This is a genomic window from Massilia antarctica (genome assembly GCF_015689335.1).
In the GTDB taxonomy this organism is placed as follows: domain Bacteria; phylum Pseudomonadota; class Gammaproteobacteria; order Burkholderiales; family Burkholderiaceae_D; genus Telluria_A; species Telluria_A antarctica.
Genome location: NZ_CP065053.1, coordinates 4748765 through 4773203, shown reverse-complemented (window position 1 = coordinate 4773203; position 24439 = coordinate 4748765). Strand labels below are relative to the sequence as shown.

Below are 24439 nucleotides of genomic sequence, written 5' to 3'. Positions count from 1 at the left end.
CCTGCTCCGTCAGATCGTCCGCGAGTAGCGCGGCACCGGGGCGGCCTGCTGAAGGTAGCGGTCGAACACCATGCACACGTTGCGGATCAGGAAGCGCCCTTTCGGTGTCACGCTGAGCCATTCGGGGCCGACGGTCACCAGGCCGTCGCTCTCCAGTATCTTGAAGCGTTCCAGTTCATCCGCGAAGTAGCTGGCGAAGGCGATCGGAAAACCCTGTTCGACGGACGGCATCGACAGCTCGAAATGGCACATCAAGGTCTGGATGATGGTGCGGCGCAGGGCGTCGTCCATGGTCAGGCGGATGCCGCGCGCGACCGGCAGTTCGTTCTTGTCGATCAGGCCATAGTAGGCGTCGAGCGTCTTGACGTTCTGGCTGTAGGTGGCGGCCACCGCGCTGATGGCCGACACGCCGCACGACACCAGGTCCATGTCGGCGTGGGTCGAATAGCCCTGGAAATTGCGGTGCAGGCGGCCCTGGCGCTGGGCCACGGCCAGGTCGTCGTCCGGCTTGGCGAAATGGTCCATGCCGATGTACACATAGCCAGCCCGCTCCAGCCGGCGAATCGACCGGCCCAGCATGTCGAGCCGCTCGTCGGCGCTCGGCATGTCCGCTTCGTTGATGCGGCGCTGCGGCTTGAACAGGTGCGGCATGTGCGCATAGTTATAGAGGGCGATGCGGTCCGGGTCGGCCTTGATCACCTTCTCGATGGTCTGCGCCATGGTCGCCACGCTCTGCTTGGGCAGGCCGTAAATGAGGTCGATGCTCACCGAGCGGAAGCCCGCCTCGCGCGCGGCGTCGATGACGGCCTGGGTTTCGGCCTCGGGCTGGATGCGGTTGACCGCCGCCTGCACCGCCGGATCGTAATCCTGCACCCCCAGGCTGACCCGGTTGAAGCCCTGGCGGCGCAGGCTGAGCACGCGCTCGCGCGAAACCGTGCGCGGGTCGATTTCGATCGAATACTCGCCCGTGCCGTCGGGCGCGAACTGGAACCAGCGGTGCAGGTGCTCCATCAGTTCTTCCATCTGGGCGTCGGTGAAATAGGTCGGCGTGCCGCCGCCCAGGTGCAGCTGCTCGACCTGGTTCATGCCGGCGAACAGCCTGCCCTGCATCTCGATTTCGCGTTTCAGGTAGCCCAGGTAGGTCACCGCCTTGTCGTGGTTCTTGGTGACGATCTTGTTGCAGGCGCAGTAGTAGCACACCGATTCGCAGAACGGAATGTGCAGGTACAGCGAGAGCGGCTTGACCGAGCCGCGCGTGCGCAGCCCGGCCACTGCCTGCAGGTAGTCGCGGTAGCCGAAGGCTTCGCTGAAGCGGTCGGCGGTCGGATACGAGGTATAACGCGGGCCGTTCTGGCTCAGCCTGCGAATCAGATCGGCATCGAAATCGATGGGACGCGCATTGGTGATGGGGATAACGTTATGCAGCATGATGGTGGGCTCCTGGCTATGGGGACCGAGTGTAGGGATCAGGGCTCGCGAAATCCTTGACCTGCATCAAAAACGGCTGAGTCGGCGCGGCGTGGCCTCTGGGGGCGCGCCCGCCGCCCCCGGCTGTCGCCGCCGAACTGGAACACCTCGATCGCCTGCGCCAGGTTGACGGCCTGCCCGGCCACCTTGGCGGCGGCGCTGGCCGATTCCTCGACCAGCGCGGCGTTCTGCCGGGTGATCTGGTCCAGGTGCGCCACCGCCTCGTTGACCTGGGCGATGCCGCTCTTTTGCTCCACGCTGGCGCGCGTGATGTCGCTCATGATGGTGGTGGCGCGCCGCACCGAGTCGACCACGCCGGCCATGGTGCCGCCGGCTTCCTCGACCAGGCGGTCGCCGTCCCTGACCTTGGCCACCGAATCCTCGATCAGGTGCTTGATGTCGCTGGCGGCGGCGGCCGAGCGCTGGGCCAGCGCGCGCACTTCGCCCGCCACCACGGCAAAGCCGCGTCCCTGCTCGCCGGCGCGCGCCGCTTCCACTGCGGCGTTCAGCGCCAGGATGTTGGTCTGGAAGGCGATCCCGTTGATCAAACTGATGATATCGACAATCTTGGCGGCCGATTCACTGATCTGGCCCATCGTCGCACCCACCTGGGCCACCGCCTGGCCGCCCTTGCCTGCGATCGACGATGCCGACAGCACCAGCTGGTCGGCCTGCAGCGCGCGCGCGGCATTCTCGCCCACGGTGACGGCAAACTGTTCCATGCTGACGGCGGTCTGCTCCAGGCTGGACGCCTGCGATTCGGTGCGCTTGGCCAGATCGGCGTTGCCGACCGCGATGTCGCGCGTAGCCGTCCCGATCGAGGCCACGTTCGAGCGCACGTCGCCGATGATGGCGCGCAGGTTGAGCGTCACCTGGCGCAGGCCGCGCAGCAGCTGGCCCATGTCATCGGTGCGCGCGTTGGCGCAGACGAACGACAGGTCGCCGCCGGCCAGCGCCTGCACCGCCTCGGCGGCCTGGCGCATCGGCGTCACGATGGCACGCACCAGCGCCACCCAGCCGCCCAGCGCCAGCAACGCGCCGCATCCTCCCAGGGCGGCCAGCACGGCGCTGCCCGAGGCCGCGCCGAGCCCCGCCAGCAGCGCCGCGAGAACAGCCATCAGGATGCCGATGCGTACGCCGATCGGCAGGTGGAAGGCCGCGCGCAGGCGCGCGGCCACGCCGCTGCGCACGCCCGCGCCGTCGACGATGGCCAGGCCATCGGCCCGCCCTTCCTTGAAGCGCTTGTACAACGCGCCGGCGCCCTCGATCTGTGCGCGCGTGGGACGGGTACGCACCGACATAAAGCCGGCCACCTGGCCGTTTTCCTTGACCGGCGTGACGTTCGCCACCACCCAGTAAAAGTCGCCGTTCTTGCGCCGGTTTTTCACCAGTCCGGTCCAGGGGCGGCCGAGCTTCATGCTGCGCCACAGGTCGGCGAAGGCGTCGGCCGGCATGTCGGGATGGCGCACCAGATTGTGCGGCTTGCCCACCAATTCGTCTTCGGCAAAGCCGCTGACCTCGATGAAGGAGGCGTTAACATAGGTGATGATGCCCTTGGTGTCCGTCTTCGATACGATGGACTGGCCTTCGCGCAGCTCGTATTCGATCCCTGTCACCGGCAGATTATTGCGCACGAAGATACTCCCTTTGCCCTAAAGCATTAATTTGATAGGGAGAGTCTAGGGAGCTTGGAGGCTGAAATCCTTGATTTACATCAAAAACGGCCGGGCGGCCGGGGCGGCACCCGGCGCAAGAAGTTCCCCGGCGGCGGCCTGCAAGGGCAGCCGCCTCGGCAACCGGGACCTCAGGCGTCGAGCTTGAGGAACACGTCGCGGTCGGGGGCGAAGCTGGCGTACAGCGGCAGCAAGGCCCCGCCCAGGGCGCGCGCATCCGAGCCGATCATGCCCGCCAGGACCTGGGGCCGTTCCACGCCCTCCCAGTTGTAGTGCTCCAGCGACCTGGCGACGGCAGCCATCAACTGCTCCAGCAAGGCGCGCGTGCACGAACCATCGATGATCACGCCCTCCAGGTCGAGCAGGCAAGTGGCACTGGTGACCGCCATCGCGATCGCCGCCCCCGCCTGCTCGGTCCATGCCGCGCTGTGGACGGCCCAGGGCGCCTGGGTCGCGCGCTCGTCGTAGGCGGCCATCGGATCGATGCCGGCCTGTTCGCAGGCCTGTTCCAGTCCCAGCAATGAAGCCGTACTGAGCAACTGGGCCGGCGCCTCGCCACCGGGCGCGGCCACCCCGACCGGCAGCGAACCGATCGCGCCGGCATTGCCATGCAGGCCCGCGTGCAGCGTGCTGTCGATGACCAGGCCGCCGCCGATGAAGGTATCGACGAACAGATACAGGAAGCTCTTGATACTGCGGCCGCGTCCGGCGACCAGTTCGGCCACGCAGGCCGCCGCCGTATCCTTGGCAAACTGCACCGGCAGGCCGGTATCGGCCTCGATGCGGCGCGCGATATCGAGCCGGTTCCAGCGCGCCGCCTGCTCGGGCGCCAGCTTCATCAAGCCCTGCCAGCGGTCCAGCGACAAGGGCGCGGCCACCCCGATCCCATTGATCCGGCCGCGCTGGGCCGGTTCCAGCGCGGCCTGCATCAGCTTGACCTGGCGGGCGATGGCGGCGAACACCTCGTCCGGATCGGGCACCCGGTAGCTGAGCGAAAAACGCATGCGCACGGTGCCGATGAAATCGAGCAGCAGCACATCCAGGCTGCGCCGGCCAATCTTGACGCCGATCGAAAAGGCGCCGTCCGGATTGAGCGCGATCGGCACCGACGGCTGGCCGATCTTGCCGCGCAGCGGCGCCAGCTTGATCACCAGGCCATCCTCGTACAGGCGGTTGATGATCAAGGAGACGGTCTGGGTGCTGAGCGCGGTCAGGCGCGCCAGGTCCGCCTTCGGCATGCTGCCGTTCAAGCGGATCGCCTGCAGCACGACGCGCTCGTTAAACTGGCGCATGCCGGTCTGGTTGGAGCCGCGCGGACGCAGGTGCGCGGCACTGGCGCCGTCGTCAGCGAGCGCTGACGGTGAAATTTCCTGCATGTAGGCGCTCCCGGGCGCCTTGGGCGGCCCTTGGTGATAGTGGAACAACGAGTGGATCAACCGATCCATGTAAAAGCCATCAGAGCGCGAGTCTGCACCATCGCGCCGGCAATGGCAACCTGGCGCGCGGCGCGGCCGGCTTCAGCGCAGCAGCAAGTCGGCGCGCCGGCGCGTCGTTTCAATCAGGCGCGCGTTCGGTTCGTCGGTCTGCTCGATCCATTGCCGCGCTTGCGCGCCGCTGCTGCCGAAGCGTACATGGCGCTGTTCCAGGCGCTGCCTGCGCAGCAGCGGATCGGGATCGACGTACCAGGCCAGGTCGAGCAAGGCGCGCACCTCGCTCCAGTGGCCTTGGTCGAGTAACAGATAATTGCCTTCCGTGATTACCAGCTCGACCTGCGGCGCGACCGCGATCGCCCCCGCCACCGCTTCGTGCAGGTCGCGCCGGTAATCGGGCGCATAGATCACCTCGCCGGGCGCGCGCTGGCGCAGGCGGCGCAGCAGCGCCACGTATCCGGCGCTGTCGAAGGTATCTTCGGCGCCCTTGCGCGCGGCCCGTCCCAGCCGCGCCAGTTCGCTGCCGGCCAGGTGGAAGCCGTCCATCGGCACTACCACCGCGCGCCCCGGCAAGGCCTGCGCCAAGGCCTGCGCCAGGGTCGATTTACCGGCGCCGGGCGGGCCGGCCAGGCCGAGGACCAGGCGGCGGCCCGGTTCAGCCTGAAGCCGGGTGTGCAGCAGCGCCAGCAAGGAATCGGGCGCGGCATCGTGCAAGGGGGGCGTGTTCAAGGGCTTCCTCTGGCGATCAGTTTGTCATGACTAAATAAAACAGCTTGATTTATTAATTATCTCATACTATATTTGTCATGGCGCCACTCACTGGCCCTCCATATAAAAATTTCAGGAGACAACATGAAACCATCCCGCCGCATCGCGCTGGCCGTGCTCGCGTCCGCCACCACCATCGGCAGCGCCACGGCCGCCGTGCAACCCATCGTCGGCCTGATCACCAAGACCGAAACCAACCCCTTCTTCGTGAAGATGAAGGAAGGCGCGCAACGGGCCGCCAGCGCCAGGGGCGCCAAACTCCTGACGGCCGCCGGCAAGGCGGACGGCGACAATGCCGGCCAGGTGACGGCCATCGAAAACATGGTGCTGGCAGGCGCCAGGGCGATCTTGATCACTCCCAACGATTCGAAGGCAATCGTGCCGGCCATCAAGAAAGCCCGCGCCCAAGGCGTGCTGGTGATCGCCCTCGACAGCCCGGCCGACCCGCAGGATGCCACCGATGCCTTGTTCGCCACCGATAACTACAAGGCGGGGCTGCTGATCGGCCAGTACGCCAGGGCCGCCTTTAACGGCAAGCCGGCCAGCATCGCCACCCTGGACCTGTTCCCCGGCCATCCGGTCGGCATCGCCCGCCACAACGGCTTTTTGGCCGGCTTCGGCGCACCCGGGATCAGCGCCAGGACGGTGGAACTGGCCAAGGGCGCCAACGTCGTGTGCATGGCCGACAGCTACGGCGACCAGGGCAAGGGCCAGACCGCGATGGAAAACTGCCTGCAGAAGAACCCCGGCATCAACCTCGTCTACACCATCAATGAACCGGCCGCGGCCGGCGCATACAAGGCGCTCAAGGCGCTCGGCCGGGAAAAGGACGTGATGATCGTCTCGGTGGACGGCGGCTGCAGCGGGGTGCGCGACGTCAAGGCCGGCGTCATCGCCGCGACCGCGCAACAGTATCCCCTGAAAATGGCCGAACTGGCGCTCGCGGCCGGGGTCGACTATGCCAGCACCGGCAAGAAAATCAGCGGCTACGTCGATACCGGGGTCACCCTGATCACCGACAAGAAAATGGCAGCCCAGGACAGCAAGGACAGCGCCTTCGGCCTGACTTCCTGCTGGGGAAAATAATCCGGGGGTGGCACCGCCACCCTTCCCCCTGCCTGCCCGCGACAGACTGCGCGAGCGCGCCGCTCGCCTACCTAGGAACGCTTATGACCTCCCGTATCAAACAGGCGCTGCCGGCCATGACGGTGCTCGGCCCCGCCATGGCCCTGCTGGCCGCCATCGTTTTCTTCAGCACCCAAAGCGACCGCTTCCTGAGCGGCCAGAATTTTTCCTTGATCCTGCAACAGGTGATGGTGCTGGGCGTGATCGCCATCGGCCAGACCCTGGTCATCCTGACCGCCGGGATCGACCTGTCGTGCGGCATGGCGATGGCGCTCGGTTCCGTGGTCACCACCAAGTTCGCGGTCGATTACGGCTTGCCGCCCTCGGTCGCGATCCTGAGCGGCATGCTGGTGTGCGTGCTGATCGGCTTCGTCAACGGCGCCCTGGTCACCTCGATCAAGCTGCCGCCCTTCATCGTGACCCTGGGAACGATGAACATCGCGTTCGCCGTCACCCAGATTTACTCGCAATCGCAAACCGTCACCGGCATTCCGGATGCGATGACATTCTTCGGCGATACCTTCCAGCTCGGCGCCACCGTGATCACCTACGGCACCGTGCTGATGCTGGCGCTGTACGGGCTGACCTGGCTGTTCCTGCGCGAGACCGCGCCGGGACGCCACCTTTACGCCGTCGGCAACAATCCCGAGGCGGCGCGCCTGACCGGCATCGCCACCGGCCGCGTGCTGCTGGGGGTGTACATGGTGGCGGGCCTGTTCTACGGCATCGCCGCGCTGCTGTCGGTGGCGCGCATGGGCGTGGGCGACCCGCAAGGCGGCCAGACCGACAACCTCGACAGTATTACCGCCGTGGTGCTGGGCGGCACCAGCCTGTTCGGCGGGCGCGGCTCCATCATCGGCACCTTCGTCGGCGTGCTGATCGTGGGCGTATTCCGCAACGGCCTGACCCTGATGGGCGTGCCCTCGGTGTATCAAATCCTGGTGACCGGCATCTTGGTGATCCTGGCCGTGGCCACCGACCAATTGACGCATAAGAAAGGCTGATCATGTCCACCTCTACCGCACCGGTCGTATTCCAGGCGCGCGGCCTGGTCAAGCGCTACGGCGGCGTGACCGCCCTCGACGGCACCGATTTCGACTTGCGCGCCGGCGAGATCCTGGCCATCATCGGCGACAACGGCGCCGGCAAGTCGTCCCTGATCAAGGCCCTGTCGGGTGCCCTGGTGCCCGACGAAGGCAGCTTGCACCTCGATGGCAAGCAGCTGCGCATGAAGTCGCCGATCGACGCGCGCCGCCACGGCATCGAAACCGTGTACCAGGACCTGGCGGTGGCGCCGGCGATGACGATCGCGGAAAACCTGTTCCTCGGGCGCGAGCTGCTGCGTCCCGGCCTGCTCGGCAAGTGGCTGCGCCTGATCGACAAGAAACGCATGCTGGCCGAAGCGGCCGCGCACATGCAAGACCTGAAGATCGGCATCCGCTCCATGAACCAGCCGGTCGGCACCTTGTCGGGCGGCCAGCGCCAGGGGGTGGCGGTGGCGCGCAGCACCGCCTTCGCGCGTCACGTGGTGATCCTGGACGAGCCGACGGCGGCGCTGGGCGTCAAGGAAGGCAATATGGTGCTCGACATGATACGCCGGGTGCGCGAGCGCGGCCTGCCGGTGATCCTGATCAGCCACAACATGCCGCACGTGTTCGAAATTGCCGACCGCATCCATATCCAGCGGCTGGGCAAGCGCGTGGCGGTGGTCGACCCGCGCCACATCAGCATGTCCGACACGGTGGCGGTGATGACCGGCGCCAGGGAACCGGGCGAGCTGGCGGAGCTGGCCCATGCTTAAGAACATCGATCCACTCCTGAGCCCCGAGCTGCTGAAGGTGCTGGCCGAGATGGGCCATGGCGACACCGTGGCCGTGGTCGACGCCAACTTCACCGCCACCACCCTGGGCCGCGGCAAGCCCGTGGTGCGCCTGCCCGGCACCGGCCTGGCGCGCACCTGCGCCGCCGTGCTGTCGGTGTTCCCGCTCGACCTGCCCGGCCAGCCGGTCGCCTTCATGGCGGTCGGGGACCAGCCGCCGCACTATCGCTCGCCCTTGCAGCAAGACGTCATCGCCCTGTGCGCCAGCGCGGCCCAGGCCGGACCCGGGCAATGCCAAGCGGTCGAACGCTTTGCCTTCTACGAACTGGTGAAACGGGCCTACGCCATCGTGCAGACGGGGGAAATGCAGCCTTACGCCAATTTCCTGTTCAGCAAAGGCGTGCTCGCCGCCGCCCCCCATCAGGAGCAGCCGTGATCGTCACCTTCGGCGAAGCCCTGGTGGACATGATCCAGATGCCGGACGGGCGCTTCGGCGCCGCGCTCGGTGGCTCGGTCTGCAATTTCACCCTGGCCGCCGCGCGCCAGTCGCTGGCGCTCACCTACCTCAATCCCCTGTCGCAGGACGCCTTCGGGCACGGCTTCGCCGACCTGCTTCAGGGCGCCGGCGTGACCCTGGCCAGCAGCGACCGCAGCGCCTGTCCCACCGCGCTGGCCATCGTCACCCTCGATGCCGACAAGACGCCGAGCTATGCCTTCCACCGCCAGGGCGTGGCCGACCGCGACATCACGCCGCGCCAGGCCTGCGCGGCGCTGCCGCCGGGCACGCGCCTGTTCCATACCGGCGGCCTGGCCCTGGTGCCGGACGACCTGGACAAGGCTCTCACGCTGATCCGGGCGGCGCGCGCCGCGGGCGCCCTGATGTCGATCGATGCCAATATGCGGCCCTTGGCCTGCGCCGACCTGGCGCGCTACGCGGCAGGCGTGCAGGCGGCGCTGCGCCACGCCGACCTGATCAAGGTCAGCGAAGAAGACCTGCTGCACCTGGGCTTCGGCGGGCCCGACCCGCTGGCGCAGGCCAGCGCCTTGTTCGCCACCCTGCCGGTGCGCCTGATCGCCCTGACCCTGGGTGCGCAAGGCGCGCTGCTGCTGACGCGCACGGCGTCGGTGCGCATCGCCCCCCCGTCCGGCCTGGCCGTCGTCGATACAGTGGGCTGCGGCGATTGCTTCCTGGCGGGCCTGGTCGCCAGCCTGGCCGGCCAGGACCTGCTGTCGGCCGTTGCGCTGGACCGGGCCACGGCGCCGGCGCTGGAACAGGCGGGACGCTACGCCGTCGCTGCCGCCAGCCTGAACGCGATGCGCGAGGGCTGCAATCCGCCATCCAGGGCGCAGGTGGAGGCCTTCCTGCAGCCGGTCGGGCGCGCCGCCTGATGCCTGCCATGTGGCCAGCCTGGCGATGCGGGTGTTCTGCCGCGTCGCCATTGGCCGGCGCCACGATTTCCAAGGCGTCCTGACAACAAAAACTGGCACAACAAAGGGCGTTTCCCCGCACCGGTCCCCCGCCGCAGGCAGGCTGTCATTGAGCCAATCGCCATGCACGACACGCTGCGACGGCGGACAGACGCAGCGCGTCCCCGCCCCCGGCCCGCTCACAAGGGCAGGCGCATGTGAATGGAACCATCCTCGGCCGCCTTGCTGATCTCGAAACCGAGTTTACGCGCCAGTTTGGTGATGCGGGTATTTTGCGGCAGCGCCTCGCCGACGATCTCGCGCGTGCCGCGGCTGCGGCAGTAGGCGATCAGCTTTTCCATCAGCACCTGGCCCAGGCCATGCCCTTTCAGGTCAGAGCGCACCGTGACCGCGAATTCGGCGGCGACGTTGTCCGGATCGCACACCACCCTCGCCACGCCCAAGGTTTCGTTCACCCCGTCCGCCCCCGCACGGGTGGCGATGAAGGCCATTTCGCGGTCGTAGTCGATCTGCGTGAAACGCGCCAGTTGCGAGGGGTTCAGTTCGCGCACGCGCACGAACATGCGGTAGCGCACATCGTCGTCGGTGAGGGCGTTGAACATGGCCACGTGGGCCGGGCCATCCTCGGGGCGGATGGGGCGCAGCAGCAGCGCCGCGCCCTGCCAGTCGATGCGTTCCTCCAGCTCGTGCGGATAGGGCCGGATCGCCAGCCGGTCCAGGGTGCTGGCCGACTGGTCGGCGATGGCCACCCGCATGCGCGCATCGAGCGCCAGCGCGCCCTCGCTGTCGACCAGCAGCGGATTGATGTCCAGCTCCACCAGCTCGGGCAGGTCGGCCACCATGTGCGAGATGCGCATCAGGGTGGCGATGATGGCGTCCATGTTGGCGGGCGGCCGGTTGCGGTAGCCGGCCAGCAGCTTGGCCACGCGCGTGCGCGAAATCAGGTCGCGCGCCAGCACCACGTTCAGCGGCGGCAGCGCCACCGCGTGGTCGGCCGTCACCTCGACCGCGATGCCGCCCTGCCCGAACAGGATCACGGGGCCGAACACCGGGTCGGTGGCCACGCCGACGATCAGTTCGTGCGCATCGGGACGGCGCGCCATCTGCTGCACCGAAAAGCCTTCCAGGCGCGCATCGGGCCGCAGTTCCGCCAGGCGCTTGTTCATGCGCTGGGCCGCCGCGCGCACGGCAACGGCATCCTCCAGGTCGAGCACCACTCCGCCCATGTCGCTCTTGTGGGTGATGTCGGGCGAGAGGATCTTGAGCGCGACCGGATAGCCGATCGCATTCGCCGCCGCCACCGCTTCCTCGACCGAGGCCGTGCTGCGCGTCTGCACCACGGCCACGCCGTAGGCGGCCAGCACGGCCTTGGTTTCCGGCTCGCTGAGCAAGGTGCGGCCCTCGGCCAGGGCCGTGCGCACCAGCGCGCGCGCCGCCGCAGGGTCGGCCGAGGCGCCGGCTCCCGCGTCGTCGCAGGCGGCCGGCGGCACCTGCATCAGCAGGTTCTGGTTGCGCCGGTACTGCACGATCTGCAGATAGGCGCTGACCGCCTCCTCTGGTGTGCCGAAGCTGGGGATGCCGGCCTCGGTGAAGATCGCGCGCGCCTCGGCCACGGCGTCGCCGCCCAGCCAGCAGGCCAGGATATTGCGCGACGATGCCTTGGCAATCGGCGCGATCGCGCGCGCGATCTCGGCGCTGGGCACGATCGCGGTCGGCGCGTGGATGAACAGGATGGCGTCGGCCTGCGGGTCCTGCAGCAGGATGTTCAGGGCGTCGACATAGCGCTGGGCCGGCGCGTCGCCGATGATGTCGACCGGATTGGCGCGCGACCAGGTGGACGGCAGCACGGCGTCCAGCCGGGCCACCGTGTCGGGCGCCAGTTGCGCCATGCTGCCTTTGCCGCATACCACGGCGTCGGTCGCCATCACGCCAGGGCCGCCGCCATTGGTCAGGATCGCCAGGCGCTCGCCGAACAGCGGACGCGCGTGCGCCAGGGTCGCCACGGCGGCGAACAGGTCTTCGGTCGTGAGCACGCGCAGCATGCCGGCGCGCCGGATGGCGGCGTCGTACACATCGTCCGAGCCGGCCAGGGCGCCGGTGTGCGAGGCGGCCGCTTTCGCGCCTTCGGCCACCCGCCCGGCTTTGAGCACCAGGGTCGGCTTGCTGCGGGCGGCGGCGCGCGCGGCCGACATGAATTTGCGCGCGTGGCGCACGTCTTCCATATACAGCAGGATGGCGCTGGTGTGCGGATCGCTGGCCAGGTAGTCGAGCAGGTCGCCGAAATCGATGTCGGCGCCCTCGCCCAGCGAAATGAACTTGGAAAAGCCGATCCCGCGCGACTTGGCCCAATCGAGCACCCCGGTCACCAGCGCGCCCGATTGCGAGACGAAGGCGATTTTACCGGGCAGCGCGCCGGTGTGGGCGAAGCTCGCGTTCAGGCCGATGCCGGGCACCAGCAGGCCGACGCAGTTCGGCCCCAGCAGGCGCAAGGTGGTGGGCCGGGCCGCGTCCAGCGCGGCCTGCCTGAGGGTGCGGCCCTGGCTGTCGTGCTGCGCGTTCAGGCCCGCGGTCAGGATGATGGCCGCGCGCGTGCCCGCTTCGCCGAGCTGGCGCACCAGGCCGGGCACCGTGGCCGGCGGCGTGCAGATGATGGCCAGGTCCGGCGCCGCCGGCAAGGCCGACACGCGCCCGTACACGCGCAGCCCGGCCAGCTTGTCGTACTTGGGATTGACCGGATAGACCGCGCCGGTAAAGCCGCCCTCGATGACGTTGCGCAGCACGGTGGCGCCCACGCTGTTGGGACGCGCCGAGGCGCCGATGATGGCGACCGAGCGCGGTGCGAACAAGTGTTCCAGATTCCTGACGCTCATGGCGTTCCCTTTTGATTGTGCCTGACGATGGGCGCACAGCGTAGACGGCCCTGCCGCGACCGCGCTTGATGTGCATCAAATTAAACAAAACAAAGGTTTGCGCTGGCCGAACAACGCTGGACTGGCATCGTGGCATGGCCTACGCTGAAGCGTTCAAGCCTACAGGAGCCGCCATGCCCTACAAGACCATCCTCGTTCACGCCGACCATTCCCGCCACGCCGAGGCGCGCCTGAAGGCCGCCACCGCCGTGGCGGCGGACTGCAACGCCCATCTGGTGGGCGCGGCCATGAGCGGGATCTCGCGCTACATCTACCAGGATGGCGGCACGGACCTGATGCAGACGGTGCTGGCGAGCCACATGGAAGAACTGAACCGGCGCGCCAACGCCGCCCTCGACCACTTCGAGCGCTTGGCCGCCGGCGCCGCCGTACGCTCCTTCGAGCGGCGCCTGGTCGACGACGAACCCGGCGCCGCGCTGGCGCTGCAGGCGCGCTACGCCGACCTGGTGGTCGTGAGCCAGTCCGACCCGGACGATCCGGTCGCGCGCATGACACCCGGCCTGCCCGAATACGTCATGCTGGCCAGCGCGCGCCCGGTGCTGGTGGTCCCGCACGCCGGCCATTTTCCGGTCATCGGCAGCGAGGTGCTGGTGGCGTGGGATGCCAGCACCGCCGCCACGCGCGCGCTGGCCAACGCCCTGCCGCTGCTCAAGCGCGCGCGCCGCGTCACCGTGGCGGTGTTCAATCCGGACGACGCGCACGGCCAGCAGCCGGGCGCCGACATCGCCCTGTACCTGGCGCGCCACGGCATCAATGCCGAGGTCATGGCCCAGCAGACCAGCATCGATGTCGGCGAAGCGCTGCTGTCCCTGGCGGCCGATGTCGACGCCAACCTGATCGTCATGGGCTGCTACGGCCACGCGCGCGTGCGCGAACTGCTGCTGGGCGGGGTCACGGCCACCATCCTCAAGTCGATGACGGCGCCGGTGCTGATGTCGCACTAGCGGCCGCCCTTTCCTGCGCGCCGCCCTCCTGCTGCGCCAGCCACTCGCGCGCCGCGTCCACCGCCGCGTCGAGTTCGCGCGCGGCGCTCAGGAACAGGGCCGCCGTGTCGCCGGCCGGCTCGCCCTTGAGCGACTGTTCCAGCTCCAGCGCGGCGGCCGCGAAGCGCTTGGCGCCCACGCTGCCGATCCCGCCGCGCAGCGCATGGAGCACCATGGCCGCTTCGAGGTCGCGCCCGGCGTCCCAGTGCACCCGCGCCTGGTCGAACTGCTGGTGGCCTTCGCCGGCCACCCTGCGCACCAGGTTGGCGACCGCCGCCAGGTGTTCCGGATTGCCCCTGGCGATCTCGATCAGGGGACCCAGGCGCAGCACCGGCAAGGCCGGCGCGCCGGCGGCAGCCGCGCCGGCCGCAGTGGCCGCAATGGCCGGCGCGCTCTTGCGCTCCAATCCCGGCAGGTGGCGCACGATGGTCCTGAGCATGTCGTCGACCTCGATCGGCTTGGCGATGACATCGTTCATGCCGGCGTCGGCGCAGGCGCGCCGCTCCGACTCGGTCACCCCGGCCGTCAGCGCCAGCACCGGCAAGGTCAGGCGCAAGCCGGCGCGGATGCGGCGCGCCGCGGCATAGCCGTCCATCACCGGCATCTGGATATCCATCAGCACCAGGTCGTAGGCGCCCGGATTGGCGGCCAGCCGCGCCAGCGCCAACTGGCCGTTGCCGACGATGTCGAGGCGCGCGCCCACGCTTTCCAGGATGCCGCGCGCGACCACCTGGTTCAGTTCATTGTCTTCGGCCAGCAGCAGGCGCACGCCGTCGAGGCGCACCTTGCTGGCGGCGCCATCGAGGGCAGCCTGGACGCCGGCCGGCCGGACGGCGGCCTGGGCGCGCTGCACCAGCACTTCGTGCACGGTATCGAACAGACTCGAACCGGTCACCGGTTTGCTCAGGATGGCGTCGGCCTGGCCGGCGGCGCTGCTTTCCATCAGCTTGCCGCGCCCGTAGGCGTTGACCATCAGGGCGATCGGCAGGCGCGCGGCCGGCATGCGTTCACGCAGCGCGCGCATGGTGGCCGCGCCATCCATGTCCGGCATCTGCCAGTCCAGCAGCACCACGTCGTAATGGCGCTGCACGGCGGCGGCGCGCGCCACCATCTCGAGCGCCTCAGCACCCGAGCCGGCCACCTCGGCTTCCCAGCGCCAGCCGGCGATGGTCTTGGACAGGTAGTCGCGGCTGGTGGCGTTGTCATCCACCACCAGCAGGCGCAGGCTGCCCAGCGGCGCCTCCGGCGCGCCGGCCTCGTCCGGCCCGGACGCCACCCGCAGCGGCAGGCTGACCGTAAACTGGCTGCCGCGTCCCGGCGCGCTATCGATCTCGATGGTCCCGTCCATCATGTCGGTCAGGTGCTTGGAAATGGTCAGCCCCAGGCCGGTGCCGCCGAAGCGCCGCGTGGTCGACGAATCGCCCTGGGTAAACGGCGAAAACAGGCGCGCCTGCTGCGTTTCATCCATGCCGATGCCGGTGTCGCGCACGCGGATGCGCAGGGTCACGCGCTCGTCCTCGCGCGCCGCAACGTCGACCAGCACGCTCACTTCGCCGTGCTCGGTGAACTTGATGGCATTGCCGGCCAGGTTGACCAGCACCTGCTGCAGGCGCAGCGCGTCGCCCACCAGCGCGCGCGGCACGTCCGGCTCGACCCCGATCGCCAGGTCCAGGTCCTTGTCACCGGCCGACACGCTCATGATGTCGGCCACCGCGGCCAGCACGTCGCCCAGGTCGAAGCGCGCTTCCGCCAGTTCCATGCGCCCGCCCTCGATCTTGGAAAAATCGAGGATGTCGTTCATGATCCCCATCAGCGACTGGCCCGAACTCCTGATCATGTCGAGGTACTTGCGCTGCTCGGCCTTCAGGTCGGTGTGCCCCAGCAAATACGTCATGCCGAGCACCGCGTTCATCGGGGTGCGCAGTTCGTGGCTCATGTTGGCCACGAATTCACCCTTGGCGCGGCTGGCCGCCTGGGCGCGGTCACGTTCAAGTTCGAGTTCGGTGGCGCGCGCGGCGATCTCGCCGGCCAGGCGGCGCCGCTCGCTGATGTCGCGCACGAAGGCGTTGGCCACGTAGCCGTCGGCGGTCTGGAAGGCGGCCACCGACATCTCGATCGGGATTTCGCGCCCGTCGCGGCACAGGGCGCTCACTTCGAGGCGGTTGTTGATGACCGGGCCGGTGCCGCTGCGGGTGAAATGCAGGAAGCCCGTTTCGTGGGCCGCGCGCTGGGCCGGCGGGATGATCAGTTCCGACAGGCGCCGCCCGATGGCCTCGGCCGCGCTCCAGCCGAAAGTGCGTTCAGCCTCGGTATTCCAGTCGGTGATGCAGCCGTCCACGCCGAGCGCGATAAAGGCGTCGTTCGAGTTCTCCAGGATCACCTTGATGCGGCGCTGCTCGCGCACCAGCTGGGCCAGCAGCGGACGCACCTGGATCAGCAGCATCGACGCGCCCAGCCCGATCAAGGCCACCAGCATCAGCAGCAGGGTGTTGGACTTGTTGCGCAGCGGCAGATAGACGGTGTCGAGATTGCTCTTGACCACCACGCCCAGGCCGAACTCGCGGATCGGCGTGTAAGCGGCGAACACGGCCACGCCGCGCAGGTCGCGCGTGACGGTCACCCCGCTGTGCCCCAGCAGCGCCTCGTTGATCGGCAGGTTGACCTTGCCGTCGGGCTTGAACATGGGAATGCGGAAGGTGGTCGGGTAAAAACGGGTCGGCGCGCACAGCGCATCCTGGCCGTCCAGGCTGCACAGCAGCACGTCGGACGAGGGGCTGGCGGCGCGGATGCCGGCCAGCAAGCGGTCGATGATCGGCAGTTGCTGTTCCGCCAACATGCGTCCGATCACCCGCCCGCCGTCGCGCACCTCGTTCTCGGTGGCCAGCACGTAACGGCCGCGCCACAGCAGGCGCGCGCGCTGGCCGCTGGTGGCCAGCGGCTGCGCCGTGCCCGGCCCCGCTTCGACGAACACGCCGCTGGCGGCCAGCACCCGGCCATCGAGGCTCTCGAAGCGCAGCGCGCTGATGCCGGCGTTCATGAAGCTTTCGGCCGCCTGCAGCAGGGCGGCGCGCGATGCGGCGAGCGTGGCCGCATCGCCGCCGCCGGCGGCCAGGCGCGCCACCGGCCCCCTGACCGAGGGCCGGTTGGCGATGGTGCGCGGGAACCACAAGCTGGTCTCGATCGAATTGCCGACGGTGGCGGCGCTGCTGACGGCGGACAAGCGCATATTGTCGGCGATCGATTCTTCATAGCTGTCGCGCATGGCGGCGAAACCGGCTGCGCCGGCGCTCACGGCCACCAGCGCCACCACCGCGATGGCGCGCGCGGTGATGCGTTTTTCATTGTCGGGGATGGCGCCGCGCACGGCGACGCTGTTGCGCAGCGACCACAGGCCCAGCCCCAGCACGCTCATCCCGAGCGCGGTCGGGATGACCATGGCGTTGTAGGCCGCCAGGCGATACAGCACTTCGAGCTTGAGGAAGTAGCCGGCCAGGGCCGCCAGGCCGAGCCCGGTCACGCCGGCCGCGCAGCAGGTGAGCAGGCTGGCTTGGCGCCGGCTGCGCCGTGGCAGGCGCACCAGGCGCAGGGCGATTCCGGCCAGCAGGAAGCCGGCGCAGGTATTGGGCGCCATGCGTCCCGGATGGGGCATGCTGACGGTGGGCGCGGTGGGCACGCGCACGAAGTCGATGCCGAGGTTCACGCCACCGATGTGTTCGACCAGCACCAGCGCCGGCAACACCAGCAGCAGCAGGGCACAGGCTTGCCACAGCGGCCGGTGCCAGGGTTGTTCTCGCGCGCGCGGCAAGGCCAGGCAGCAGCCCACGCCGGCGGCAATGAACAGGAGCGGGCTGTTGATGCCCATCTGGGCCGACCCCGGGATCAGGGTGGTGATGGTCTTGCTGTCGACAATCCAGCGCACCGCCACCAGGGTACCCAGCAAGCCGACGAACAGGCCGGCAATTTGTTCGGCCGAGAAGACAAATTTTTTCATGGGGAAACCAGGCTGCGGACGGGTAAAGGTTACCACATGAAAATGCGCACAGCTATCGGCCCCGAGCGTTGTATTCCAGCCACGCGTATTGATGAGATCGTACTGCCGGGCCTGGCAGCGGCCCCGGCATGGTACGCCGGTGCCGGAACCCGGTTAAACTGATGCCTATGAACAATTCCAGAAAAGTCGCCGGCGTGGCCGGCATCGTCAGCGTGCTGTGGGTCGGGGTGACAGCGGCCATTGCCGCCAGCCAGCGCCGCCTGGTCTTCAATCCGACCATCAAGCGCGAGGTCGACAATCCGCGCAGCAGCGGCCACCGCACCCGCGCCATCGTGCTGCGCGGGCGCGACGGCACCAAGCTGTCGGGCTGGCTGATGACGCCCCAGATTCCGGGTCCGCACCCGGCCGTGGTGTATTTCGGCGGGCGCTCGGAAGAAGTGTCGTGGGTGGTGCGCGACGCCGGCAAGCTGTTTCCCGGCATGGCCGTGCTGGCCGTCAATTATCGCGGTTACGGCAATTCGCACGGTGAACCGGCCGAAGCCCACATGGTCGAAGATGGCCGCCTGCTGTTCGACTGGCTGGCCGAGCGAGCCCACGTCGATCCGGAGCGGGTGGCGGTGGTCGGGCGCAGCCTCGGTTCCGGGGTGGCGGTGCAGGTGGCGCTGGAGCGCCCGGTCCATTCGCTGGTGCTGATCACGCCCTACGATTCGATCTTGGCCATCGCCAAGCGCAAGTTCCGCGCGGTGCCGGTCGAGTACGTGCTGCGCCACCGTTTCGAGTCGGTCAAGTACGCGTCCTCGCTGCGCGCGCCGACCTATGTGCTGCGCGCCGCCTTCGACGACATCGTGCCGCATTCGCACACCGACCTGCTGGTGGCGCAACTGGGCAAGCTGCACCTGGACGAAACCGTGCCCGATTCGGACCACATGAACATTCCCTACCTGGAAGCGACCCAGGAACGCATCGCCGCGTTTCTCGGCGCCCGGTTTGCCCAGCCGCTGGCCGAGACCGTGGTCGCCGCCGCCCTGCCCGCCTGATAAAGACGCCGTGTCCGCCGCCGGGCCGCTGCCTCAGCTGCGGCGCCGCGCCAGCGCCAGTCCCAGCACCGCCGACCCGGCCAGGGTCAGGGCCAGGCTATCCGGTTCTGGCACCGGGCTGGGCGGCACGACATGTTCGAAGCGCAGATTGTCGAGCGCCAGCGCGCCGTTGACCACCGGCAGGGTGCGAAACACCACCCGGTCGAAGCCGGACAGAAACTCGATGCCGACAAAGGAACCGTCTTCGCCGTCGCCGCCGGTATCGAAGAAGGCACTGCCGACCAGGGTATTGCCGAGATAGGCATCGATGAAGGTATCGTCTTCCGGATTGGTGCTCACGTCCGCGCCCAGCCGCGTCATCACCGACGAGAACAGGATGCTGCCATTGATATTGGGCGAGCCGTCGACGTACTTGAGCGCTACCCGGCTCGCCGGCGCCGGCGAGGTCGCATAAATGTCCAGGTTGAAGTTGACGAAGCTCACGCCCAGCGCCGCGTACTGGCTGGCGATGGGGCCGGCGACGGCATCCTCGAAATCGATCACGGTCGGTGCGGTGAAGCCCCCGGCGCCGATCACGCCAGCCTGGGCCGCGCCGGCCAGCATCAGCGCCATGCACGCCCCTGCGGTCATTTTGATGATCATATGTTCTCCATTATTCTTATGAAAAAAACCATATCGACATCAAGCAATATGCGTACCCACAACAAGTAGTCAATCTTTTCAGCGACTTAGCGCAACACTAACGGTATCTCACAGCTCGACTGTAAAGAATGCCGACATGGCCGGTGCTATAATCTTGTCTTCCGGACAGCGTCCCAGGCGGCCGGATCGACCAACCTACTCCCAGCGCCCATGCCCGTCCCGTTCAACGACCTGCCCCGGCAACGCATCCTGTCGGTCGACGCCTTTCGCGGCATCGCCTTCGTCCTCATGCTTTTCGTCAACTTCCTGGCCAGTGCGCGCGGCATGCCCGCCTGGCTGCTGCATGCCAATGGCGCGGCCGACGGCATGGGCCTGGCCGATGTCGTGTTTCCCGGCTTCCTGTTCGCGGTCGGCATGTCGCTTCCCTTCGGCGTCAACAGCCGCATCGCGCGCGGCGACGGCCCCATGCAAGTGTTCGGGCATACGGCCTGGCGCGCGCTGGCCCTGATCGTGATGGGCGTGTTCATGGTCAACGCCGAGTCGGGCTACAGCGAGCAAGCCATGCGCATGCCGATCGCGGCCTGGTCCCTGGTGTTTTACGCGGCCGTGCTGCTGGTGTGGGGCGTGTACCGCTTCGACAACGCCCTGCTCAACGGCTGCCTGCGCGCGGGCGGGGTGGCGCTGCTGGCGGCACTGGCCCTGGTCTGGCGCGGCGCCGACGGCGTGAGCATGATGACCCCGCAATGGTGGGGCATTCTCGGCCTGATCGGCTGGGCCTATCTGGCCGGCGCCGTGCTGTACCAGCTGGCGCGCGGGCAGCGCATGCTGCTGCTGGGCGCCATGCTGGCCTGCCTGACCCTGGCCATGCTCGGCGCCCGCGGCGGCACGGCGCTGGCCGGCCACGCCATCCATAGCCTCATCGTGCTGGCCGGGCTGGTGTGCGCACTACTGTTTTTCGACGGCCAGCGCGCCGCCGCGCTGCGCTTGCGCGATGGCGCGGCGTTGGCGGCCGTGCTGGCGGCGGCGGGGTCGGTGCTGCACCGCTGGTATCCGGTTTCGAAGATCGGCGCCACCCCGCCCTGGGCCTTGTACTGCGGCGCCCTGTGCGTGGCGCTGTTTTCCCTGCTGTACTGGCTGGTGGAAGTGCGCGCGGCGCGGCGCTGGACCGCCCTGGTCGAACCGGCCGCGACCAGCCCGCTGATCACCTATCTGCTGCCGTTCGCGATCGGCGCCGTGATCAGCCTGGCCGGGGCGCATTTCCGGCCCGCCCTGCTCGAAGGCAACAGCGCGCTACTGGCCGGGGCCGTGTTTACGGCCATGATCGTGCTGGTGGTTGCGCGCCTGAACATACATAATTGCAAGCTGAAGATTTAAGCAAGGAGGAACAATGTCGAACATTACCCGCACGACCACACTGGCCTGTACCCTGGCCCTGGCCGCCGCCGGCGCCAGCGCCGCGCCTGCCGCCGGGCCGGTCCAGGTCCAGGTCGGCTCTTACTACACCGCCTGGAGCACCGAACAAGGCTTTCGCCTGAAGCAGCTCGACCAGGCCGGCGTGGCAGGCCGCTTCACCTTCCTGAACTACGCCTTCGCCAATCTGTACAAGATGCCGGACAATACCTACCGCTGCGATAGCGGGCGCGACATCAAGGATGCGGCCGACGGCGCCGGCATGCGCGCCACGCTCGACTACGGGCAGCACTTCACGGCGGCCGAATCGGTCGACGGCAGTGCCGATGGCCCCTCCCAGCCGCTGGCGGGCAACTTCAACCAGTTGCGCCAGCTCAAGGCCAAGCATCCCAAGCTGAAGGTGATGCTGGCCATCGGCGGCGCCGAATGGTCGCGCTGGTTCTCGGCCGGCGCCGCCGCCGCGCCGCTGCGGCGCGCGCTGGTGTCGTCCTGCATCGACCTGTACATCAAGGGCGACCTGCCTATGCTGAACGGCCATGGCGGCAAGGGCGCGGCCGCCGGCCTGTTCGACGGTTTCGACATCGACTGGGAGTATCCCGGCGTGCCGCTGATGGCGTATAACACCATCAGCCCGTCGGACAAGCAGAATTTCACCCTGCTGCTGGCTGAATTTCGCACCCAGCTCGATGCGCTGGGCAAAAAGCAGCGCAAGAAATACTACCTGACGGCGGCGGTCAACAGCGGGGCCAAGACCACCGATGCCACCGAGCCGGACAAGTACATCAAGTCGCTCGACTGGATCAACCTGATGACCTACGATTTCAACGGCGGCTGGAACAAGCACGGCCCGACCGGCTTTCATTCGAACCTGTACCCCGATCCGGGCAGTCCCGACACCGACAAGCAGAGCGTGCACACCGGCGTGCAGCGCTTTTTGAAGGCGGGTGTGCCGGCCAAAAAACTGGTCATCGGCGTGCCCTTTTACGCGCGCGGCTGGAGCGGCGTTCCTCCCGATCGCTATGGCCTGTACCAGAGCGCGGGCGCCCCGGCGCACGGCTTCGAGGAAGGCACCGAAAAATACGCAACCCTGGCCGCGCGCAAGACACCCAAGTTCTACCATCCGGTCAGCAAGCAGTTGTGGACTTTCGAGAGAGGCATCTTCTGGACCTACGATGACCCGCTCGTGATCAAGGAAAAAGCCGCCTACGTGCGCGACAACCGCCTGGGCGGCATGATGTCGTGGGCCCTGGACCAGGACGATGCCGGGTTTGCGCTGTCCAAAGCCATGCTCGAGGCGCAGTGACGGCCGGCCTTCCCGCGCCAGTGCGCAAGGTACTGGTGGTGTTCGCGCATGCGGCGCCGCAACGCTCGCGCGTGAACCGCCGCCTGGCCGAGGCGGCGCTCAAGGTGCCCGGGGTCGAGCTGGTCGACCTGTACGACACCTACCCCGACTTTTACATCGACGTGGCGGCCGAGCAGGAACAGCTGGCCGACGCCGCCACCCTGGTGCTGCTGCATCCGATCCAGTGGTACGGCATGCCGGCCCTGCTCAAGGAATGGGTCGACATGGTGCTGGTGCCCGGCTGGGCCTACGGCGCCGGCGGCGACGCGCTGCGGGGCAAGGGCTTCTGGCTGGTGAGCTCGACCGGCAGCCCGGCCGCGGCGTATGCCCCGGACGGCGCCCACGGCTACCCGTTCGAAGCATTTTTGCCGCCGTATCGCCAGATCGCCGCCCTGTGCGGCATGGACTGGATAGCTCCCCACATCCTGCACGCCGCCCATCAATCGAGCGAGGCGCTGCTGGACCAGCACGTCGACGCCTTCGTGGCCCGCCTGAGCGCGCTGGCCGCCGCCTGACCTCCCCTTAGAAAGCTTTGTAACGATGGAACACGGTTTGCTGCTTAACGCACTGATCTACCTGGCGGCGGCGGTGATTGCCGTCCCGATCGCCAAAAAACTCGGCATGGGCGCCGTGCTCGGCTACCTGCTGGCCGGCATCGCCATCGGCCCCTGGGGGCTGGGCCTGATCGGCGAAGTCGAAGACATCCTGCACATTTCCGAATTCGGGGTGGTGCTGCTGCTGTTCGTGATCGGCCTGGAACTCGAACCGAAGCGCCTGTGGGCCATGCGGCGCGCTATCTTCGGGCGCGGCGCGGCCCAGGTGCTGGGCGTGACCGGCGCCCTGTGCGCGGCCGCCATGCTGGCCGGGATCGACTGGAAAGTGGCGCTGATCGCCAGCCTCGGGCTGTCGCTGTCGTCGACCGCGATCGCCCTGGCCACCCTGGACGAGCGCAACCTGATGACTACCCCGACCGGCTCGGCCAGCTTTGCCATCCTGCTGTTCCAGGACATGGCCGCCATTCCCATGATCGCCGTGGTGCCGCTGCTGGGCGTGGCGGCGGCCGAAGGCAGCGAACAGGGCTGGCTGGGCATGCTCAAGGTGGTCGGCGTCATCGGCGGGCTGATTTTTGCGGGGCGGCACCTGGTGCGCCCGCTGCTGCGCATCATCGTCAAGACCGGCCTGCGCGAAATCTTCACCGCCTTCGCGCTGCTGCTGGTGATTGCCATCGGCCTCCTGATGCAATGGGTCGGCATGTCGATGGCGCTGGGCGCCTTCATGGCCGGCATGCTGCTGGCCGATTCGGAATACCGCCACGCGCTCGAGACCGACCTGGAGCCGTTCAAGGGCTTGCTGCTGGGGCTATTCTTCATCGCGGTCGGCATGTCGGTCGACTTCGGCGTGTTCATGGCGCAGCCGTGGCTGATCCTGGGCCTGGTGGCGGCGTTCTTGTGCATCAAGATCGCGGTCTTGTACGGCATCAGCAAGCTGGCCGAGATTCCGCGCAGCCAGCAGGCGCTGTTCGCCTTCCTCTTGTCGCAGGGCGGGGAGTTCGCGTTCGTGGTGTTCGGCGCGGCCGAGACGGCCAAGGTGTTTTCCGCCGAGGTGGCCTCGATGCTGGTGGTAGTGGTGGCGCTGTCGATGGTGGTCACGCCGCTCATGCTGATCGTGCACGACCGCCTGATCGCGCCGCGCTACCGGGCCGACAAGAAGCGCCAGGCCGACAAGATCGCCCCCAACGACGAGCATGTGATCATCGCCGGCTTCGGCCGTTTCGGCCAGATCGTCGGGCGCCTGTTGACGGCCAATGGGATCAAGCTGACCGTGCTCGACCACGATCCGGACCAGATCGACCTGGTGCGCCGCTTCGGCAGCGAAGTGTTTTACGGCGACGTGACCCGGGTCGACCTGCTGCACGCGGCAGGTGCGGCGCGCGCGCGGGCGCTGGTGGTGGCGGTCGACGATATCGACGACAGCCTGAAGCTGGTCGATGCCGTGCGGCGCGAGTTTCCCAAGCTGAAAATCATGGCGCGGGCGCGCAATGTGACCCATTATTTCGACCTGCGCGACCGCGGCGTGACCATCATCCAGCGCGAAACCTTCGAGGCGGCCCTGATGCTGGGGCGCGACGTGCTGCACGAACTCGGGTTCGGCGCTTACCAGGCGCGTCAGGCGGCCAGCAAGTTCCGCATGTTCAATCTGCGCAGCCTGGACAAGATGTATCCGTATTACAAGGACAAGGAGCAGTTTTTGTCGGTGGCCAAGCAGGCGCGCGAAGAGCTCGAAGCCATGTTCGCGCTCGATGCCGAGCTGACCGACACGGAACAGCCCGCTGGCTGGGAAGGCAACTGAGGTCGGGGAGCGGCTGCGCGCGCGGACCTCGTCCGCGCGCGTGGC

18 protein-coding genes are annotated in these 24439 nt (G+C 68.0%); 11 read left to right on the top strand and 7 right to left on the bottom strand.

The features are described 5' to 3' along the window. Positions 1–9: 9 nt before the first annotated feature. The 4 genes from hemN to IV454_RS21190 form a co-directional block, all read right to left on the bottom strand. Positions 10–1428, bottom strand: a complete 1419-nt coding sequence (gene hemN / locus IV454_RS21205; protein ID WP_206087701.1) for an oxygen-independent coproporphyrinogen III oxidase — start codon at positions 1426–1428, stop codon at positions 10–12. Positions 1429–1466: 38 nt separating this feature from the next. After that, complete coding sequence (locus tag IV454_RS21200; protein WP_206087700.1) at positions 1467–3101, bottom strand: methyl-accepting chemotaxis protein; 1635 nt, start codon at positions 3099–3101, stop codon at positions 1467–1469. Positions 3102–3271: 170 nt separating this feature from the next. Then, positions 3272–4516 carry an ROK family transcriptional regulator gene (locus tag IV454_RS21195; protein ID WP_206087699.1) on the bottom strand — a complete coding sequence of 415 codons (1245 nt, stop codon included), beginning with the start codon at positions 4514–4516 and terminating at the stop codon, positions 3272–3274. 141 nt (positions 4517–4657) lie between these two features. Next, a complete protein-coding gene (locus IV454_RS21190) occupies positions 4658–5299 on the bottom strand; it encodes a nucleoside/nucleotide kinase family protein (protein ID WP_206087698.1) in 642 nt (213 codons plus the stop codon). A gap of 123 nt (positions 5300–5422) precedes the next feature. On the opposite strand from IV454_RS21190, the gene IV454_RS21185 reads away from it, so the two are divergent. The 5 genes from IV454_RS21185 (at position 5423) to IV454_RS21165 (ending at position 9671) form a co-directional block, all read left to right on the top strand. Further along, complete coding sequence (locus IV454_RS21185) at positions 5423–6424, top strand: sugar ABC transporter substrate-binding protein (protein ID WP_206087697.1); 1002 nt, start codon at positions 5423–5425, stop codon at positions 6422–6424. 83 nt (positions 6425–6507) lie between these two features. Continuing rightward, positions 6508–7467 carry an ABC transporter permease gene (locus IV454_RS21180; protein ID WP_206087696.1) on the top strand — a complete coding sequence of 320 codons (960 nt, stop codon included), beginning with the start codon at positions 6508–6510 and terminating at the stop codon, positions 7465–7467. Positions 7468–7469: 2 nt separating this feature from the next. Then, positions 7470–8264 carry an ATP-binding cassette domain-containing protein gene (locus tag IV454_RS21175; protein WP_206087695.1) on the top strand — a complete coding sequence of 265 codons (795 nt, stop codon included), beginning with the start codon at positions 7470–7472 and terminating at the stop codon, positions 8262–8264. Beyond that, positions 8257–8718 (top strand): RbsD/FucU family protein, encoded by a 462-nt coding sequence (locus IV454_RS21170; protein WP_206087694.1) that lies wholly within the window; start codon positions 8257–8259, stop codon positions 8716–8718. Before IV454_RS21175 ends, IV454_RS21170 begins: the two co-directional genes overlap by 8 nt. After that, positions 8715–9671: a PfkB family carbohydrate kinase gene (locus tag IV454_RS21165; RefSeq protein WP_206087693.1), complete on the top strand. Its 957-nt coding sequence runs from the start codon at positions 8715–8717 to the stop codon at positions 9669–9671. The genes IV454_RS21170 and IV454_RS21165 overlap by 4 nt, the downstream gene beginning before the upstream one ends. A 218-nt stretch (positions 9672–9889) precedes the next feature. Here IV454_RS21165 and IV454_RS21160 read toward each other — a convergent pair whose 3' ends face one another. Beyond that, a complete protein-coding gene (locus tag IV454_RS21160) occupies positions 9890–12580 on the bottom strand; it encodes a bifunctional acetate--CoA ligase family protein/GNAT family N-acetyltransferase (RefSeq protein WP_206087692.1) in 2691 nt (896 codons plus the stop codon). A 173-nt stretch (positions 12581–12753) separates the two neighbouring features. On the opposite strand from IV454_RS21160, the gene IV454_RS21155 reads away from it, so the two are divergent. After that, the gene (locus IV454_RS21155) at positions 12754–13584 is read left to right on the top strand and encodes a universal stress protein (protein ID WP_206087691.1); all 831 of its coding nucleotides are present in this window, start codon (positions 12754–12756) and stop codon (positions 13582–13584) included. Here the strand turns inward: IV454_RS21155 and IV454_RS21150 are convergent. Next, positions 13547–17614, bottom strand: coding sequence for a response regulator (locus tag IV454_RS21150; protein ID WP_206087690.1), 4068 nt, complete (start codon positions 17612–17614; stop codon positions 13547–13549). The two genes, IV454_RS21155 and IV454_RS21150, sit on opposite strands and share 38 nt — an antisense overlap. 167 nt (positions 17615–17781) lie before the next feature. Here IV454_RS21150 and IV454_RS21145 point away from each other — a divergent pair, with 167 nt between their 5' ends. Then, on the top strand, positions 17782–18651 hold the full coding sequence (locus tag IV454_RS21145) for an alpha/beta hydrolase (RefSeq protein ID WP_206087689.1): 870 nt from the start codon (positions 17782–17784) through the stop codon (positions 18649–18651). Between the two features lie 33 nt (positions 18652–18684). Here the strand turns inward: IV454_RS21145 and IV454_RS21140 are convergent, their stop codons facing one another. After that, positions 18685–19293 carry a PEP-CTERM sorting domain-containing protein gene (locus IV454_RS21140; RefSeq protein ID WP_206087688.1) on the bottom strand — a complete coding sequence of 203 codons (609 nt, stop codon included), beginning with the start codon at positions 19291–19293 and terminating at the stop codon, positions 18685–18687. 210 nt (positions 19294–19503) lie between these two features. On the opposite strand from IV454_RS21140, the gene IV454_RS21135 reads away from it, so the two are divergent. Genes IV454_RS21135 through kefC form a run of 4 tightly spaced genes read left to right on the top strand, consistent with a single transcriptional unit; the run spans position 19504 to position 24394 of the window. Beyond that, positions 19504–20667, top strand: a complete 1164-nt coding sequence (locus IV454_RS21135) for a DUF5009 domain-containing protein (RefSeq protein WP_206087687.1) — start codon at positions 19504–19506, stop codon at positions 20665–20667. Positions 20668–20680: 13 nt separating this feature from the next. Next, the gene (locus tag IV454_RS21130; protein ID WP_206087686.1) at positions 20681–22006 is read left to right on the top strand and encodes a glycoside hydrolase family 18 protein; all 1326 of its coding nucleotides are present in this window, start codon (positions 20681–20683) and stop codon (positions 22004–22006) included. After that, positions 22003–22560 carry a glutathione-regulated potassium-efflux system oxidoreductase KefF gene (gene kefF / locus IV454_RS21125; protein WP_206087685.1) on the top strand — a complete coding sequence of 186 codons (558 nt, stop codon included), beginning with the start codon at positions 22003–22005 and terminating at the stop codon, positions 22558–22560. Before IV454_RS21130 ends, kefF begins: the two co-directional genes overlap by 4 nt. Positions 22561–22585: 25 nt before the next feature. Next, entirely contained in the window at positions 22586–24394 is a 1809-nt protein-coding gene (gene kefC / locus IV454_RS21120) for a glutathione-regulated potassium-efflux system protein KefC (RefSeq protein ID WP_206087684.1), read from the top strand. Positions 24395–24439 lie beyond the last annotated feature (45 nt).

What these genes read in the sequence shown, in the direction of transcription:
- IV454_RS21180 (WP_206087696.1), top strand. Translation starts at nt 6,508, where the DNA reads ATGACCTCCCGTATCAAACAGGCGCTGCCGGCCATGACGGTGCTCGGC.
- IV454_RS21150 (WP_206087690.1), bottom strand. Translation starts at nt 17,614, where the DNA reads ATGAAAAAATTTGTCTTCTCGGCCGAACAAATTGCCGGCCTGTTCGTC.
- IV454_RS21170 (WP_206087694.1), top strand. Translation starts at nt 8,257, where the DNA reads ATGCTTAAGAACATCGATCCACTCCTGAGCCCCGAGCTGCTGAAGGTG.
- IV454_RS21135 (WP_206087687.1), top strand. Translation starts at nt 19,504, where the DNA reads ATGCCCGTCCCGTTCAACGACCTGCCCCGGCAACGCATCCTGTCGGTC.
- IV454_RS21185 (WP_206087697.1), top strand. Translation starts at nt 5,423, where the DNA reads ATGAAACCATCCCGCCGCATCGCGCTGGCCGTGCTCGCGTCCGCCACC.
- IV454_RS21145 (WP_206087689.1), top strand. Translation starts at nt 17,782, where the DNA reads ATGAACAATTCCAGAAAAGTCGCCGGCGTGGCCGGCATCGTCAGCGTG.
- IV454_RS21175 (WP_206087695.1), top strand. Translation starts at nt 7,470, where the DNA reads ATGTCCACCTCTACCGCACCGGTCGTATTCCAGGCGCGCGGCCTGGTC.
- hemN (WP_206087701.1), bottom strand. Translation starts at nt 1,428, where the DNA reads ATGCTGCATAACGTTATCCCCATCACCAATGCGCGTCCCATCGATTTC.
- IV454_RS21155 (WP_206087691.1), top strand. Translation starts at nt 12,754, where the DNA reads ATGCCCTACAAGACCATCCTCGTTCACGCCGACCATTCCCGCCACGCC.
- IV454_RS21140 (WP_206087688.1), bottom strand. Translation starts at nt 19,293, where the DNA reads ATGATCATCAAAATGACCGCAGGGGCGTGCATGGCGCTGATGCTGGCC.
- IV454_RS21160 (WP_206087692.1), bottom strand. Translation starts at nt 12,580, where the DNA reads ATGAGCGTCAGGAATCTGGAACACTTGTTCGCACCGCGCTCGGTCGCC.
- IV454_RS21130 (WP_206087686.1), top strand. Translation starts at nt 20,681, where the DNA reads ATGTCGAACATTACCCGCACGACCACACTGGCCTGTACCCTGGCCCTG.
- kefC (WP_206087684.1), top strand. Translation starts at nt 22,586, where the DNA reads ATGGAACACGGTTTGCTGCTTAACGCACTGATCTACCTGGCGGCGGCG.
- IV454_RS21195 (WP_206087699.1), bottom strand. Translation starts at nt 4,516, where the DNA reads ATGCAGGAAATTTCACCGTCAGCGCTCGCTGACGACGGCGCCAGTGCC.